We start from the raw sequence: 16,048 nt of genomic DNA, 5'->3' as shown, positions 1-16,048 counted from the left end.
ATGTTCACGCTCCCCCACCACTCGCCTCGGAATTTACCGTTCGTCACCGATCACACCGCGCTATTGCTGGTGGACATGCAACGCGCCTGGCTTGAGCCGCAGTTCGACCCGCACCTCGACGGGCCGGACGCCGAGTACTTCCTGACCCGCACCCGCCTGCAGGTGGTGCCCAATCAACGCCGGCTGCTCAGCGCCTTTCGCAGCGCCAGGCAAAACGTGCTGCACACGATCATCGAAAGCCTCACCGCTGATGGCCGCGACCGCTCGCTGGACCACAAACTCTCGGATATGCACTTGCCCAATGGCAGCCCGCAAGCGCGGATCATCGACGACTTGACCCCGGTAGAAAACGAAATCGTGCTGCCCAAGACCTCGTCCGGGGTCTTCAACTCCACCAATATCGACTACGTGCTGCGCAACCTCGAGACGCGGCACCTGATCATCGCCGGCATCGTCACCGACCAGTGCGTGGACATGGCCGTGCGTGATGCCGCCGACCGCGGTTACTTCGTGACGCTGGTGGAAGATGCCTGCGCGACTTACACAGCCGAGCGGCATCAGGCCTGCCTGAATGCAATCAAGGGTTACTGCTGGATCACCGACACCCAGACCGTGCTCGGCCGGTTGCAGGAGATGCAGCCATGAGCGAGCGCCTGCTGCCACTGCCCATGACCACCCTCGTCACCACCGACCTGATTGGCGTGACTCGCGGGCGCTCCTTTCCCACGGACGAACTCGAGCACTATCAAAGGGCGGGGTGTGGCTGGGTGCCGGCCAACAGTGCCCTGACCCCACAAGACATCATCGCCTCCACAAATCCTTGGGGCGCTTATGGTGATTTGCGGCTGATGCCCGATCTGGCCAGCCGAGTGACGGTCAATAACGGCCCGGATCCCGACGCCCCGGCGCTGGATTTTATTCACAGCGACATTCGCGAAACCGATGGACGCCCTTGGGGTGCTTGCCCGCGTACGCTGTTGCGCAACGAGGTAGAGCGTTATCGCGCCGAGTTGGGTTTGCAGGTCAATGCTGCATTCGAGCATGAGTTCAACATGAACACCGGCGAAGTTGAACACCTGGCGTTTTCTCTGCAAGCCCAGCGTCAGGGTGCCGAATTTGGTGGTTGGCTGCTCAGCGCCTTGCGCGCGGGTGGCGTCGAACCGGAAATGTTCCTGCCCGAGTACGGCAAGCATCAATACGAAATCACCTGTCGCCCGACCCTTGGGGTGGCGGTTGCCGACCGCGCGGTGAACGTTCGTGAAATCACCCGCGAGATCGCCCGGCAAATGGGCCTGGATTTGAGCTTCGCGCCCAAGCCCTCGGAGCAGGCGGTGTGTAACGGCGTGCACCTGCACGTCAGCCTGCTGGACCTGGCCGGCCAACCGGTGATGTACGACGCCGGCACCACCAATGGCTTGTCGACCCTCGGCCAGCACTGGGCCGCTGGCATCCTGCATTACTTGCCTGCGCTCTGTGCGTTTACTGCACCGACGCCGGTGTCTTACGAGCGTTTGCAGCCCCATCACTGGAGCGCGTCCTACGCGTGCCTCGGGCAGCGCAACCGCGAAGCGGCGCTGCGAATCTGCCCGACGACGAGCCTGGGCGGCAAATCGGTGGCGACGCAATTCAACCTGGAATTTCGCGCCATGGACGCCACGTCCTCGCCACACCTGTCCATGGCCGCGCTGCTGATTGCCGGTCGGTTGGGCATCGAGCAACGCCTGGCCTTGAACGCCATCACCGATGAAGTCCCCGACTCCCTGAACGAAGAACAACGCCAGGCGCGCGGCATCGTCGCCCTGCCCGCTTCCCTTGCCCAGGCCCTGGACTGCCTGCGCAACAGCGAGGCACTGATCGAAGCCCTGCCGAGCGCGTTGCTGGACACCTACTTCGCCCTTAAAACCGAGGAACTGACACTGACGGAACAGCTGTCGCCCGCCGAACGCTGTGAGCACTATGCGCGCCTGTACTGAACCTGCTGAACTCGGTCTTTTTACCGAGCCCGCGTACACCTTGAGCCGGGAAGACTCCGAGCACCCGTTGATTCTGGTGTGCGAGCACGCCAGTCGTTTTATTCCGGCCGGGTTAAATGACCTGGGCCTGAGTCACGAGGCGGCCCGCGAGCACATCGCCTGGGACATCGGTGCCCTGGCGCTGGCCGAGGGTTTGTCGCAGGCACTGTGCGCAACGCTGTTGGCGGCCAACTATTCGCGACTGTTGGTCGACCTCAACCGACCGCGCCAAGCCCCGGACAGCATTCCGGCGCAGAGTGAAATCTATCAGGTCCCGGGCAACCGGGATCTCGACGAAGCCACCCGCGAGTACCGTCGGCAATCCTTGTTCGAGCCCTTTCATGCTCGACTGCACACCTTGATTGACCAACGTGTCGTTCAAGGGCGGCCTGTACGGGTGGTGGGCATTCACAGTTTCACGCCGGTCTATCACGGCCAGCCACGCATGCTGGAAATCGGCGTGTTGTATGGGCAAGCCACGACCTATGCCCAGCGTTTGATTGACGGTTTGAGCCAGCACCCTTTGAAGGTTGCCGGTAATGAACCGTACAAAATCAACCCGCTGGGCGATATGACCGTGCCGGTCCACGGCGATGCACGAGGCCTGGAGTCGGTGTTGATCGAGGTACGCAACGACCTGCTGCGCACGCCTGGAGACATCAGTCGCTGGACCGAATACCTGGCGCCGCTGCTGTAAAGGAATCGCTTCAAACTCGCAGCTTGCAGCTGCTTTCATCCCTAGGAGAATGGCTTCATGGAATTAGAAGAATTCGGCTATAAGCAAGAATTGAAACGCAGCTTGTCGCTGACCGACCTGGTGGTGTACGGGATGATCTTCATGATCCCCATCGCACCGTTTGGTGTTTATGGCTACGTCAACGCCGAGGCACCGGGGCTGGTACCGCTGGCCTACATCATCGGCATGGTGGCGATGCTCTTCACTGCCCTGAGTTACGGCAGCATGGCTCGGGCCTTTCCGATTGCTGGCTCGGTTTACTCCTACGCCCAGCGGGGCCTGAACCAGCACGTAGGGTTTATCGCCGGTTGGCTAATGCTCCTCGATTACCTGCTGATTCCGCCGCTGTTGTATGTGTACGCGGCCATGGCGCTGAATCATTTGTACCCGGACATTCCGAAGGTCGGTTTCATCCTGGCCTTCCTGGTCAGCGCGACCTTCGTCAATCTGCGGGGCATCACTTTCACCGCGCGAATGAACATCATCTTTCTGCTGGCGCAGCTGGTGGTGCTGGGAATCTTCCTGTTCTACGCCTGGAACGCGCTGCACAGCGGCGGCGGTAACGGTCAGCTGACACTGGCGCCGCTGTATAACCCCGAGACGTTCAACTTCGCCCTGCTGATGCAAGCGGTGTCGATTGCGGTGCTGTCGTTCCTCGGGTTCGATGCGATTTCCACCCTCGCCGAAGAGGTCAAGGGTGACCCGGGCCGCAGCGTCGGTAAGGCCGCGCTGATAACGCTGGTGGTCATGGGCGTGATCTTTGTCGTGCAGACCTGGATTGCGACGGATCTGGCGGCCGGCATGGGTTTCAAATCAGCTGACACGGCGTTTTATGAAATCGCTGAAATCGCAGCCGGCAGCTGGCTCGCCACCCTGACCGCCGTGGCTACGGCCCTGGCCTGGGGCGTTGCGGTGGCAATCACCTCTCAAGCGGCGGTGTCTCGTCTGCTGTTCGGCATGGCCCGAGACGGCAAGCTGCCGAAAGTACTGGCCAAGGTTCACCCCAAACACAACACGCCGTACGTGAGCATTTATCTGGTGGCCGTGCTGTCGCTGGTGATCTGCTACCTGTTCATCAACTCGGTGGACACCCTCACCTCGCTGGTGAACTTCGGCGCACTGAGCGGCTTCATGTTGCTGCACCTGACGGTCATCAACTACTACTGGCGTCGGCAGAAATCCGGACAGGTGATCCGTCACCTGATCTGCCCGGTGATCGGCTTCATCATCGTCGCGGCCATCATGTACAACATGGGCGTCGATGCACAGAAACTCGGCCTGATCTGGATTGCCCTGGGCCTGGTCTACCTGTTTGTACTCAACAAATTGGGCACCGGTACGGTACTGCCCGACCCGAGCAACGGCTGACAACAAAAAGAGCGGCGTCTGACAAAAATTCAGGCGACCGCCGACATATCGCGTGGAAACCGACAGTGATAGTCAGGTTCGGTGCTAACCGCCGAACCCTTTGATACAGGAGTGCATCCATGCTGGTCTTACGCCCAGTCGAGTTAACCGACCTGCCCCAGTTGCAGCAACTGGCTCGCGACAGTCTGGTAGGCGTCACGTCCTTGCCGGACGACACCGAATGCCTGCGCGAGAAGATTCTCGACTCCTGCGCCTCATTCGAAAAAGACGTTGAGGGTCAGGGTCCGGAGAATTATTTCTTCGTGCTGGAAGATCTCACCCGAGAGCGTTTGGTGGGCTGCTCGGAGATCCTTGCCACCGCCGGTTTCAGCGAGCCGTTCTACAGCCTGCGCAACCGGCATTTCACCAGTGCCTCGCGGGAGCTGAACATCGAGCACGGCGTGCCGGCACTGTCGTTGTGTCACGACCTCAGTGGCCATACCTTGCTGCGAGGTTTTCATATTGACGCAGCGCTGGTACGAACACGGTTCTCTGAACTGCTGTCCCGGGCGCGGCTATTGTTCATCGCCGCGCACTCGCGGCGCTTTGCCGAAGCCGTCATCACCGAGATCGTCGGCTTCAGCAGCGATGAAGAGCAATCGCCGTTCTGGGACGCAGTGGGAAAGCATTTCTTCGACCTGCCCTACGCCGAGGCCGAGCGGCTTTGCGGTCTGGAGAGCCGAACCTTTCTCGCCGAACTGATGCCGCAATACCCGATCTACGTGCCGATGCTGCCCCAGGCTGCGCAGGACTGCATCGGCCGTATTCACCCCGATGGCCAGGAGGCCTTCGATATCCTCGAGCGCGAAGGGTTCGAGACCAACAGCTACATTGACCTGTTCGACGGTGGTCCGACGCTGTATGCGCGCACCCCGGGTATCCGCTCTATCGCCCAGAGCCAGACCGGCACGGCTCGGTTGGATTTGTCCATCGACGCACGCGGCAGCTTTCTGGTCAGCAACGATTCGCTGACAGACTATCGCGCCATCGTCGCCGATCTGGATTACCAGACCGGGGAACCTGTGGGGTTGAGCGCCGAGATGTGCGCCGCCCTGAACGTGACCGAAGGCTGCCCGATCCGGTTGATCGCCCTGTGAGCATCACCCGGCCCCGTGCCCAACGACAGCGCCCGAGCAGGCGTGCAGAAGGAGTTGCATCATGATTGTCCGCCCGGTTCACGTCACCGACCTGCCCGCCTTGCTGAATCTGGTGCACCAGGCAGGCCCCGGCTTCACAACCCTGCCGGCCAACGAAGAACGCCTGACCCACCGGATACGCTGGGCGCAACGAACCTTCGCCGAACAGGTCGAACGCGCCGATGCCGATTACCTCTTCGTGCTCGAAGACGACGATCAGCAACTGGTGGGCGTCAGCGGCCTGGCGGGCGCCGTGGGCCTGCGCGAGCCCTGGTACAACTACCGGGTCGGGCTCACGGTCAGTTCGTCACCGGACCTGGGTATTCAACGGCAGATTCCGACGTTGTTCCTGAATAATGAAATGACCGGCCAATCGGAGATTTGCTCGCTGTTTCTGCGACCCGATCAACGCCGGGGCAGTAATGGTCGATTGCTGTCGTTGGGGCGTTTGCTGTTTGTTGCCGAATTTCCGCACCTGTTCGGCGATAAACTCATTGCCGAACTGCGTGGCAGCGCAGACGAAAAAGGCTGTTCACCGTTCTGGGACAGTCTGGGCCGGCACTTCTTCAAAATGGATTTCAGCCATGCCGATCACTTGTCGGGGCTGGGCAGCAAGTCGTTCATCGCTGAACTGATGCCGCGCCAGCCGCTTTACACCTGTCTGCTCACCGAACAGGCTCAAGCCGTGATTGGCAAGGCGCACCCGAACACCGAGCCGGCCCTGAAAATCCTCACCGCCGAAGGCTTTGCCCATAAGGGTTACATCGACATCTTCGACGCCGGCCCGGTGATCGAAGCCCCGGTCTCGACTATCCGTACCGTGCGCGACAGCCAACCGCTGGTGCTGGCCATCGGCACGCCCGACGAGCAGGCCCCGGTGTGGATGATCCACAACCGTCGCCTGGAAAACTGCCGCATCACCGCCGCCCAGGCCAGACAGGTGGGCAACAGCCTGATTGTCGACCGCCTCACCGCCAAACGCCTGCAACTGCAACCCGGCAACTCGGTACGCGCCGTGCCGTTGCTCAATCAACAGCAGCAAGCGGTGGCGGCGTGATCGGTCTTTAAAACCCTCGCGCACAATGGTGTTTTCATCGCACCACCTGCAAATTCGTCATCATCCTTCCCTCGCCCGCGTGATAGCCTTTTACTCCTTCGGCGTTGACACTTTTGCTCAAGCCCTTCCATTCCCATTGCAGTGGTGGAACTCATATGTCCAGGCTTTCTCATCAAGATTTACGCCGTAACTTTCGCAAGCTGTTCGCTTCCAACGCCTGCTATCACACGGCGTCGGTCTTCGACCCGATGTCGGCCCGTATTGCCGCTGACCTGGGTTTTGAAGTGGGAATCCTGGGCGGTTCGGTCGCGTCGTTGCAGGTACTGGGCGCCCCCGACTTTGCCTTGATCACCCTCAGCGAGTTCGCTGAGCAGGCCACCCGCATCGGCCGTGTTGCCCAATTGCCGGTCATCGCCGACGCCGACCACGGCTACGGCAACGCACTCAACGTCATGCGCACCATCGTCGAACTCGAACGCGCCGGCGTGGCGGCCCTGACCATCGAAGACACGCTGCTGCCGGCCCAGTTCGGCCGCAAGTCCACCGACCTGATCGGGGTGGCGGAAGGCGTCGGCAAAATTCGTGCGGCGCTGGAAGCTCGGGTCGACTCGGAGATGGCGATCATTGCCCGCACCAACGCGGGGATTTTGCCGATCCAGGAAATCATCAGCCGCACAAAGCACTACCAGCAGGCCGGTGCGGATGGGATTTGCATGGTGGGTGTGCAGGACTTTGACCAACTGGAACAAATCGCCGAGCACCTGAGCGTTCCGCTGATGCTGGTCACCTACGGCAATCCACTGTTGCGCGACGATAAACGCCTGGCTGAACTGGGTGTGCGGGTCACTATCGATGGTCACGGCGCCTACTTTGCCGCGATCAAGGCCACATACGACAGCCTGCGGGAACAACGGCAGATCTTTACTCAGGCGTCAGACCTGAGCGCTACCGAGTTGACCCACACCTATACGCAGCCTGAGGAATACATCCGTTGGGCGGAAGAGTTTATGAGTGTGAAGGAGTAATGACGGCGAGAGTGTTTTGCCTGTGCCGAGGGAGCTTGCGCCCTCGACACAGTACTCACTCGCCTGTCCGGCCGGAGTCTTGAACTCCACCTCCCGCTGCAACGCCCGCGCCTGAACCACATCCAGCATCGCGCAGCCTTCGCGCATCAACAGATGAACCGCCCGGGTCACGCGCGTCAGATCGCAATCGGAAATGTCTTTGAGGTTCAGGCTGGACAAGGTGTCCGCCAGATCGCGAACCACGGTGAAGCGATGCGCAGCGCAAGCGGCGATGTCGCTGAGTTCTTTGTGGGTGTTGATGAAGAGCACCGGGGTTTCGGCGTCGTAGGTGTCGATGGGGAGGTAACGAGGCATGACTTGGTCGAACATGGAAATATCTCCTGACTAATAAGGATTCCAGGGATTCGACCGGCCAAAATCGTCGCAGGATTGACCGCGAGCCGGGATCATAAAGGGCCAACTGCAGCACCGCAACGAGCAGTTCTGTGGGAAACGTCTTGGAAAGTTGTGCGCCACAAGTTGATCGTTCGCACGCTCTGCGTGGGAACGATCGGCAGGGGCTGTGCGGCTTATTTCTTGGCGAGTTTCATAATCATCCGCGACAACAAATAAATCCGCGGCGCCACACTCTCAACCTCTGCATATTCCTGCGGCGTATGAATATTGCCGCCGACAATCCCGAACCCATCCAGCGTCGGCGTACCCACGCCCGCGGACAAACTCGCATCCGCCGCCCCACCACTGCCTTCTTCCGTCAACTTACGGCCAATCTCCCCGTAAATCCCCTGAGCCATGGCCATCAACCGATCCGATTCCGGCGTTTGCGGTATCGGCGGCATCGGCGGCAATCCGCGTTGAAGTGTGGTGGTGACTTCCGTCTCGGGAATCAGCTTGTCCTTCGAAACCCGCGCCAGGTCCTTCTCGATCCGGTCAAACTCCACGCAGGAGCGTGGCAACGATCACCGTTCACACCGAATCAAGCAATTCATGATGAAGACTGCCATCGCCGCAGCAGATGACGCGGTTACGACCGGTGGCTTTGGCTTCGTAGAGCGCCTGGTCGGCGTCGTTGAGCCACAGGGTCGCGTCGGTGTGGGCCGGGTTGAAGGCGGCCAGGCCAATGCTCAGGCTGACTTTCAGCGTCGGGCTCTGCTCGTAGCCCAAGGTGGCGAAGCGATCACGCAGGGCATCCATGACGGCCGCAGCGCTCGTGAGCGGAAGGTCCGGGAGGATCACGCAGAACTCGTCGCCACCGTAGCGCCCGGCAACATCAGCCGCGCGCAGGTTCTGCTTGAGCATTTTGCTCAACTGACGCAGGACGATGTCCCCGGCAACGTGGCCGTACGTGTCGTTGATGGTTTTGAAATGGTCGATGTCGATCAGCGCAATCGCCCCGCCCTGCTGTTGACGTTTGCAACGCTGGAATTCGACTTCCAGTTGATCCTTCCAGGCGCCGTGGTTCAGCAGACCGGTGAGGCTGTCGGTGCGACTCAGGGCCAGCAACTCACGCTTTTGTCGGCCGAGGGTGTGAGCCTGGCGAAAGCAGATCCAGCCCAATGCCAGCGGATACAAACACATTAAGGGTAGGCAGGCATACAGCTGCATTTGGCTGGTTTGCGGGATGAATGCGGGGGTGAAAATCAGCAGTCCGACACCTATCCCGAGAATCTGCGCCACGGTTCCCGCCAACAGGAAACGCAAACCGCCAATGGCCACATTGTTCATCGCCATCATGGCCAGGGTCGTCGCGCTGGGCAGCGGATTGAACTGCATGGCAGCGACCCAAAAGCCGCCGAGAAAGGCGTCTACCAGCAGGTTGCGGTGTTCGGCGTGATAAGGCACTTGCGCGCGGCGCGCCCATTGATAAGCCAGGTGCGGCCAGAGTACGGCGTTGAGCAGCATCACCACCCAGACCCACGGTGCCGGGTTGAGTGGATACATCGCCGCGCTCACGAGCAACAATCCCAGGGCCAAACCCAAGGTTCGCGATGTATAGAGCCTCCTGGCCAGTGAAAGTCCTTTTCCTCCCGTTTTTCCCATAGGAGCCTCTGCGCCACAGAACGGAACCTGAAAACACTAGGGTTTCAAGTGTGGTGAGAGTCTATCAGGGCAACGGCAAATAGCCATCACCGGCTGGCGGTCTGAATACCGAGGCATAGCCATGAGGCGAGCGCCTAATGTTTTGCTATACATGAAAGGAGGGTTCGATCAATAACGACAAAAAAGGAGGCCCATGCAGACTTTTCAAGTGTTGATCATCGGCAGCGGTTTTGGCGGCCAGTGCGCGGCAATCAATCTGCTCAAGGCAGGCATCTGCGATTTCCGCCTGCTGGAACGGCGTGACTTTTTCGGTGGCACCTGGTGCCAAAACACCTACCCCGGTGCGGCGGTCGACGTACCCTCGCCGCTCTATTCCCTGTCCTTCGCCCCCTTCCGCTGGACGCAAATGTTCGCCGAACAGGCCGAACTGCACCACTACACCCAGTACGTGGTGGAGCACTTCGGCCTGCGAGAAAAGGTGGAACTGCAAGCCAATGTCGAGCGCATCGAATGGGACGACGACAGCAAACGCTGGGCGGTGCACACCGCCAGCAAAGGCACGTTCCATGCGCAGTTCCTGATCAACGCCACCGGGCCGCTGAGCCAACCGGTGGTCCCACACTTCGAAGGCCAGGAGCGGTTTCAGGGCAAGACCTTTCACACCAACAACTGGGACCACGCCTACGATTACCGGCAAAAACGCGTGGCCATCGTTGGCAGCGGCGCCAGCGCGGCCCAGGTTATTCCGACGATTGCCCCAGACGCTGAGCATTTGCATGTGTTCCAGCGCACGCCCCACTGGGTATTGCCTCGGGCCGACCGCGCCTTTGGGCCTTTGCAGCGTTGGCTGCTGGGGCTCAAACCGGCCTACAAACTGTTGCGCTGGCTGATCTACTGGCAGTTCGAAACCCGAGTGATTGCCTTCAAATACTCACGGCCGGCAATCCGTTTGGTCCAGCAACACGCACTGCGCGTTCTCGAACGGCAAGTGCCCGATCCGGAACTTAGGCGAAAACTGACGCCGGATTACGCAATCGGCTGCAAACGGATAATCATCTCGAGCACCCTGTACCCGGCACTCGGTCGCAGTAATGTGACACTACACAGCCGCGAGCAAGGCATCGTTTCCATCGACGAAACCGGCATCGTCACCCAGGACGGCCAACACATCGACCTGGACTTGATCGTCTGGTCCACCGGTTACGACGCCACCGATGGGGTGATTTCTTACCCGGTCACCGGAAAAAACGGCAAGCAACTCAGCGATTTCTGGGCGCAGTACCCGCGGGCCTATCTCGGCACCAGCCTGCCGGACTTCCCCAATCTGTTTATCGTCACCGGCCCCAACACGGGCATCGGCCACACCTCGGCGCTGTTCATCATCGAATCACAGATGAATTACATTCTTGATTGCATCCGCACGTTAAAAGAACACGGTTTGCGCAGCATCGAAGTACGCCCCGAAGCAGAACGTACCTACACTGAAATGATCCACCGGGAGATGGAACGCACCGTATGGAAGTCCGGGGGCTGCCATAGTTGGTATCAAAGCAAGAGCGGTCATGTGATTGCGATGTTTCCGGGGTTCAGTTTCAGCTATCACCGCTTGACGAGGACGCTGAAACCCGCTGATCACATTCTGTCCTGATCACGTAAAAGGAAGATGCCTGATGCTTGTGTTGGTTGTCGCTATCGCAGTTTTCGTGGCCTGGAGCTGGTTGAGCTACCCGGCCATCGGTCATTGGCTCTATGACTTGAACATGTCGATAGAGGCCAAGCTGTATCGAATGCACAAAATCGTCGTGCCGATCGCCGAAATGACCGTTTCGACCTGGCAAGGCGGGCCGTACGAAGCGTCCAGCAGTGTGCTGATGCTCCATGGTTACAGTGCCGACAAGAACATCTGGCTGCGTTTTGCCCGGCACTTTGTCGGCAACCATCGGGTGATCATCCCCGACATCGCCGGCCATGGCGAAACCGGTTTCAAGGCGGGCGGCGGCTACGACATTCCTTTGCAGGCCAAGCGGATGATCCAGTTGCTCGATGTCTGCGGCGTCGAGAAAGTCCATGTAATCGGCAACTCGATGGGCGGTTACATGGCGGCGTGGCTCGCGGCCACGTATCCCGATCGCATTGTTTCGGTGGCCCTGATCGACCCGGCGGGTGTCACCGCCCCGGAAACCAGCGACCTGGAGCGGCATTTGGCCAAGGGCCACAACCCGTTCCTTATCCATTCAAGGGAAGAATTCCAGCGCTTCTATGCCATGACCATGGCCGAACCACCGTGGGTACCCAGGGTAATGCTGGACGCCATCGCTCAGCGCTATGAACAGCAATGCGAGGAGCTGGAAGAAATCTTCAGAGACTTGCGCGCCAGCCCGCCGATGGAGCCGAAACTGCCCGACATCAAGTGCCAGGCGCTGTTGCTGTGGGGGCGCAAGGACCGTTTGATCGATGTCAGCAGCGTGGCGATCTGGAGCAAAGGCATCGACGATCTGCGAGTGGAAGTCTGGGATCACACCGGGCATATGCCGATGGTGGAACAACCCACAAACACGGCTCGGTTGTACCGGGAGTTTTTGGCATCACTGCGCTCGGAACTTCCCGTGTAGCAGCTGTCGAGCCCCAGCGAGGCTGCGTTCGGCTGCGAAGCAGTCGTAAAATCATCCACCTCGGTGTGTCAGGTGGACCGTACCGCCAGGGTTTACGACTGCTTCGCAGTCGAACGCAGCCTCGCAGGCTCGTCAGCTGCTACAACCAGCAGTCCTTTGCAGAATGAAGTTCGTAAGATTCTTCGTTTGCCGGCGCCGCGCAAGGCTGCGATCTTTTCCCGCATCCTTTACGTCACTGCACCAGGAATTTTTCATGAGCCACCCGAACTTCGTCAGCCCTGACCTGATCCGCCAACGCTTCTCCAAAGCGATGTCCGACATGTACCGCGAAGAAGTGCCGCTGTACGGCACGCTGATGGAACTGGTGGAACAGACCAACCGTCACGTGCTGGACAGCAACCCGAAGATCGCCCGGCAGTTGAACAGCACCGGCGAAATCCAGCGCCTGGACCTGGAGCGGCATGGCGCGATCCGCGTCGGCACTGCCAATGAACTGGCGACCCTCGCCCGTCTGTTTGCGGTGATGGGCATGCAACCAGTGGGTTATTACGACCTGACCCCGGCCGGCGTGCCGGTGCATTCCACGGCTTTTCGCGCGGTGCATGAGGCGGCGTTGCAGGTCAGCCCGTTCCGGGTCTTCACCTCCCTGCTGCGCCTGGAACTGATTGAAGATCTGGAACTGCGAGCGTTCGCCCAATCGGTGCTGGATAAGCGTTCGATCTTCACGCCCACCGCGCTGACCCTCATCGATCGCGCCGAAACCCAGGGCGGCCTCACCGAACAAGAGGCCCGGAACTTCGTCGAGCAGGCGCTGGAAACGTTTCGCTGGCATCACAGCGCCACCGTCACCGCCGAGCAGTACCGCAAACTTATCGCCCAGCATCGCCTGATCGCCGACGTGGTGGCGTTCACAGGCCCGCATATCAACCACCTGACGCCGCGCACCCTGGACATCGACAGGGTCCAGGCGCAAATGCCTGCCCATGGCATCACCCCCAAAGCGGTGATCGAAGGCCCGCCCCGCCGTCAGTGCCCGATCCTGCTGCGCCAGACCAGTTTCAAAGCCCTGGACGAACCTGTCTCCTTCACCGATCAAACCGAGACTCGCGGCAGCCACAGCGCCCGTTTCGGCGAAATCGAGCAACGCGGTGCCGCACTCACCCCCAAGGGCCGGACGCTTTACGACCGCTTGCTCAATGCGGCCCGAGACGAACTCAAGGACTTCCCCAACGAAGCCAACGCTGCGCGCTACAACGCGCTGATGGCGCAGCACTTCAGCGAATTTCCTGACACCTACGAAGGCATGCGTCAACAGGAACTGGCGTACTTTCGCTACTTCGTCACGGAAAAAGGCTTGGGGGCCGATGAGCTGAAATCGTTGTCGCTGGAGGATTTGCTCAGCGGCGGGTATTTGCGGGTTGAACCGTTGGTGTACGAAGATTTCCTGCCGGTTAGCGCGGCGGGAATTTTTCAGTCGAACCTGGGGGATGCGGCGCAAACCCACTATGGGGTGCATTCGAACCGGCAGGTGTTCGAGAAGGCGCTGGGGCGATCGATGATTGATGAGCTGGCGTTGTATGCCGAGACGCAGCGCCGCTCGATCGAGGAATGTTTCGCCGCGTCGAGCCTCGCTGTCTGAGGCGTGGCACGAACGTGTAGCAGCTGGCGAAGCCTGCGTTCGGCTGCAAAGCAGTCGTTGTATCAGCCGCCGAGGTCTTCAGACAAACCGTGTTTGCCGGTTTTACGACTGCTGCGCAGCCGAACGCAGGCTTCGCCAGCTGCTACACGTCATATTTAGCGGAGCTTCGCCAACAGTTCTTGTGCCGCTGCCTCAGACGACGCTGGATTCTGACCGGTTATCAGCATCCCATCCGTGACCACATAACTCGCCCAATCCGCCTCCTTGGAATAAATACCCCCCTTCTCCTGCAGCATGTCCTCCACCAAAAACGGCACGACGTCCGTCAGTTGCACAGCCTCTTCCTCAGAGTTGGTGAAGCCCGTCACACGCTTGCCTTTGACCAGCGGCTGGCCGTCCGCGCCCTTGACGTCACGCAACACACCCGGTGCGTGGCAGACGGCCGCGACCGGCTTGCCCGCCTTGTAAAACGCCTCGATCAAGGCAATCGAAATTTTATCTTCGGCCAAATCCCACAGCGGGCCATGGCCGCCCGGGTAGAAAATCGCATCGTAATCTTCAGGTCTCGCACTGCTCAGCAGAGCGGTAGACGCCAAGGCGGACTGGGCGGCGGAGTCTTTACGAAAGCGCTCAGTGGCCGCGGTTTGCGCGTCCGGCTCGTCGCTTTTTGGGTCCAGCGGTGGTTGGCCGCCCTTGGGCGAGGCCAGGGTCAGCTGAGCGCCAGCGTCCTTGAAGGCGAAATACGGTGCGGCGAATTCTTCCAGCCAAAAGCCGGTTTTCTTACCCGTGTTACCCAATTGATCGTGGGACGTTAAAACCATCAGGATTTTCATCTCGTTCTCCTTGAGTTCGCAAATGTTCATTCATCTCGGCGCTGAATTTGACCTCCAGGCGGCACTGTTCGTTGCACCTGTCACCCTAGCGGTTCTGCTAAAGGTTTTCGGCCAATGAGACGATGGGTCACCCGAATGATGGCCAACCGCCTTGATGCGCAACAAGTTGCGCACTCAACGCCGCGAAAGACCTGGCCGGGTCGCTGATCGCCCGGCCAGTCAGGCGCTCCAGCCAAGTGCGCAAGAAGTTGCGCAGTACTGCGCAACTTCTTGCGCACATTCACAGCGATCTTTGCAAAAAACTCTTCGCGAACGTTGGAAAAAATCTTCAACCACCTGATTTATATAATGTTTCAAGTTTATGGCACGGACTTTGATAACAGTCAGGCACCCACCGGGCGATACCGCCTCCCGGGCACCCTCACTTATTTAGCAAGGAGCACATCCATGGCTACACCAGCGTACATGTCCGTTACTGGCGAGAAACAAGGTCTGATCACTGCCGGCGCGTTCACTGCCGACTCGGTTGGCAACACCTACCAGGAAGGTCACGAAGACCAGGTCATGGTTCAGGGTTTCCAGCACGAAGTGATCATCCCGCGTGACCCGCAGTCCGGCCAACCTACTGGTCAGCGCGTTCACAAGCCGGTTGTAATCACCAAAGTGTTCGACAAGGCGTCCCCACTGCTGCTGGCTGCCCTGACGTCGGGCGAGCGCATGACCACTATTGAAATCAAGTGGTACCGCACCTCAGCTCAAGGCACCCAAGAGCACTACTACACCACCAAACTTGAAGACGCGATCATCGTCGACATCAAGGACTACATGCACAACTGCCAGGACCCGGCGAACTCGCACTTCACCCACCTGGAAGACGTGCACTTCACCTACCGCAAAATCACCTGGACCCACGAAGTATCCGGTACTTCGGGTTCCGATGACTGGCGTTCCCCGGTCGCTGGCTAAGTTTAGCCGACCGTTTCAAGCATCGGCCAGCTCTGCTGGTCGATGTTGTTTTCGCCCTTCCAGAATTTTGCGTCTGCTGATTCCTTTTTCCGGCATTGGCAACGCCGCAGCACTGCACGAGGAACAAGGGATGTTCGCGCCGGCCAATCAAACTCACTTTACCCTGACCATCGAAGGTCTTTCCAACGACTTCCAGGTTCTTTCCCTGCAAGGTCGGGAAGCCATCAGCCCGCCTTTTGTATTTGAGGTGTAACTGGTCAGTGAACAGCCGTCCCTGGACCTCGAGACCCTGCTGCACAAACCGGCCTTCTTGCAGCTCTCGCCCGACGCTAGCGGCATCCATGGCCAGATCTATCGCGCCGCCCAGGGTGATTCCGGCAAACACCTGACCCGCTACGCGGTGACCCTGCGCCCGCAACTGTCCTACCTGACGCCCCGTATCAACCAACGCATCTTCCAGAACCTTAACGTGCCGAAAGTGTACCAGCCGGGCGGAAAATGCTGACTGCCATGGTTGTCCTCTTCGTGGGTGCGTTTTTTGCCGTCCTTGCTGTGGGTTTCGACGTTGTGTTCGTCGCCGGCCGA

13 protein-coding genes and 3 pseudogenes are annotated in these 16,048 nt (G+C 59.7%); 12 read left to right on the top strand and 4 right to left on the bottom strand.

Annotated elements, in window-relative coordinates; genetic code table 11:
- The 7 genes from QK293_RS24600 (at window position 1) to QK293_RS24570 (ending at window position 7,373) form a co-directional block, all read left to right on the top strand.
- A complete protein-coding gene (locus QK293_RS24600; RefSeq protein ID WP_282382198.1) occupies window positions 1-645 on the top strand; it encodes an isochorismatase family cysteine hydrolase in 645 nt (214 codons plus the stop codon).
- On the top strand, window positions 642-1,973 hold the full coding sequence (locus QK293_RS24595; protein WP_282382195.1) for a glutamine synthetase family protein: 1,332 nt from the start codon (window positions 642-644) through the stop codon (window positions 1,971-1,973). The genes QK293_RS24600 and QK293_RS24595 overlap by 4 nt, the downstream gene beginning before the upstream one ends.
- Window positions 1,957-2,709, top strand: coding sequence for an N-formylglutamate amidohydrolase (locus tag QK293_RS24590; protein ID WP_282382192.1), 753 nt, complete (start codon window positions 1,957-1,959; stop codon window positions 2,707-2,709). The genes QK293_RS24595 and QK293_RS24590 overlap by 17 nt, the downstream gene beginning before the upstream one ends.
- Window positions 2,710-2,766: 57 nt before the next feature.
- Window positions 2,767-4,116 (top strand): APC family permease, encoded by a 1,350-nt coding sequence (locus tag QK293_RS24585; RefSeq protein WP_282382188.1) that lies wholly within the window; start codon window positions 2,767-2,769, stop codon window positions 4,114-4,116.
- Between the two features lie 119 nt (window positions 4,117-4,235).
- A complete protein-coding gene (locus tag QK293_RS24580; RefSeq protein ID WP_282382185.1) occupies window positions 4,236-5,252 on the top strand; it encodes an arginine N-succinyltransferase in 1,017 nt (338 codons plus the stop codon).
- 61 nt (window positions 5,253-5,313) lie between these two features.
- Window positions 5,314-6,348, top strand: coding sequence for an arginine N-succinyltransferase (gene astA / locus QK293_RS24575; protein WP_282382182.1), 1,035 nt, complete (start codon window positions 5,314-5,316; stop codon window positions 6,346-6,348).
- Between the two features lie 155 nt (window positions 6,349-6,503).
- The gene (locus QK293_RS24570) at window positions 6,504-7,373 is read left to right on the top strand and encodes an oxaloacetate decarboxylase (RefSeq protein ID WP_282382179.1); all 870 of its coding nucleotides are present in this window, start codon (window positions 6,504-6,506) and stop codon (window positions 7,371-7,373) included.
- A 90-nt stretch (window positions 7,374-7,463) separates the two neighbouring features.
- Here QK293_RS24570 and QK293_RS24565 read toward each other — a convergent pair.
- The 3 genes and pseudogenes from QK293_RS24565 to QK293_RS24555 all read right to left on the bottom strand — a co-directional run.
- Window positions 7,464-7,742, bottom strand: a pseudogene (locus QK293_RS24565) (hypothetical protein); the annotation flags it as partial.
- 200 nt (window positions 7,743-7,942) lie between these two features.
- Window positions 7,943-8,311 (bottom strand): annotated as a pseudogene (locus tag QK293_RS24560) (M20/M25/M40 family metallo-hydrolase); the annotation flags it as partial.
- Window positions 8,312-8,339: 28 nt separating this feature from the next.
- A complete protein-coding gene (locus tag QK293_RS24555) occupies window positions 8,340-9,413 on the bottom strand; it encodes a diguanylate cyclase (RefSeq protein ID WP_282382176.1) in 1,074 nt (357 codons plus the stop codon).
- A 193-nt stretch (window positions 9,414-9,606) separates the two neighbouring features.
- On the opposite strand from QK293_RS24555, the gene QK293_RS24550 reads away from it, so the two are divergent.
- The 3 genes from QK293_RS24550 (at window position 9,607) to QK293_RS24540 (ending at window position 13,664) form a co-directional block, all read left to right on the top strand.
- Window positions 9,607-11,061, top strand: a complete 1,455-nt coding sequence (locus tag QK293_RS24550; RefSeq protein WP_282382173.1) for an NAD(P)/FAD-dependent oxidoreductase — start codon at window positions 9,607-9,609, stop codon at window positions 11,059-11,061.
- Window positions 11,062-11,083: 22 nt separating this feature from the next.
- The gene (locus QK293_RS24545; protein WP_282382171.1) at window positions 11,084-12,025 is read left to right on the top strand and encodes an alpha/beta fold hydrolase; all 942 of its coding nucleotides are present in this window, start codon (window positions 11,084-11,086) and stop codon (window positions 12,023-12,025) included.
- A 253-nt stretch (window positions 12,026-12,278) separates the two neighbouring features.
- Window positions 12,279-13,664 carry a VOC family protein gene (locus QK293_RS24540; RefSeq protein ID WP_282382169.1) on the top strand — a complete coding sequence of 462 codons (1,386 nt, stop codon included), beginning with the start codon at window positions 12,279-12,281 and terminating at the stop codon, window positions 13,662-13,664.
- A gap of 155 nt (window positions 13,665-13,819) precedes the next feature.
- On the opposite strand, the gene QK293_RS24535 is transcribed toward QK293_RS24540, so the two are convergent.
- Window positions 13,820-14,497, bottom strand: coding sequence for a type 1 glutamine amidotransferase domain-containing protein (locus QK293_RS24535; RefSeq protein ID WP_282382167.1), 678 nt, complete (start codon window positions 14,495-14,497; stop codon window positions 13,820-13,822).
- Window positions 14,498-14,944: 447 nt separating this feature from the next.
- Between QK293_RS24535 and QK293_RS24530 the strand changes: the two genes are divergently transcribed.
- Window positions 14,945-15,463, top strand: coding sequence for an Hcp family type VI secretion system effector (locus QK293_RS24530; RefSeq protein ID WP_095131286.1), 519 nt, complete (start codon window positions 14,945-14,947; stop codon window positions 15,461-15,463).
- A 130-nt stretch (window positions 15,464-15,593) separates the two neighbouring features.
- Window positions 15,594-15,944, top strand: a pseudogene (locus tag QK293_RS24525) (contractile injection system protein, VgrG/Pvc8 family); the annotation flags it as partial.
- Window positions 15,945-16,048 lie beyond the last annotated feature (104 nt).

The sequence above is a fragment of the Pseudomonas sp. AL03 genome (assembly GCF_029960815.1).
Taxonomy (GTDB): Bacteria; Pseudomonadota; Gammaproteobacteria; order Pseudomonadales; family Pseudomonadaceae; genus Aquipseudomonas.
This window is presented reverse-complemented; position numbering and strand designations above follow the sequence as displayed.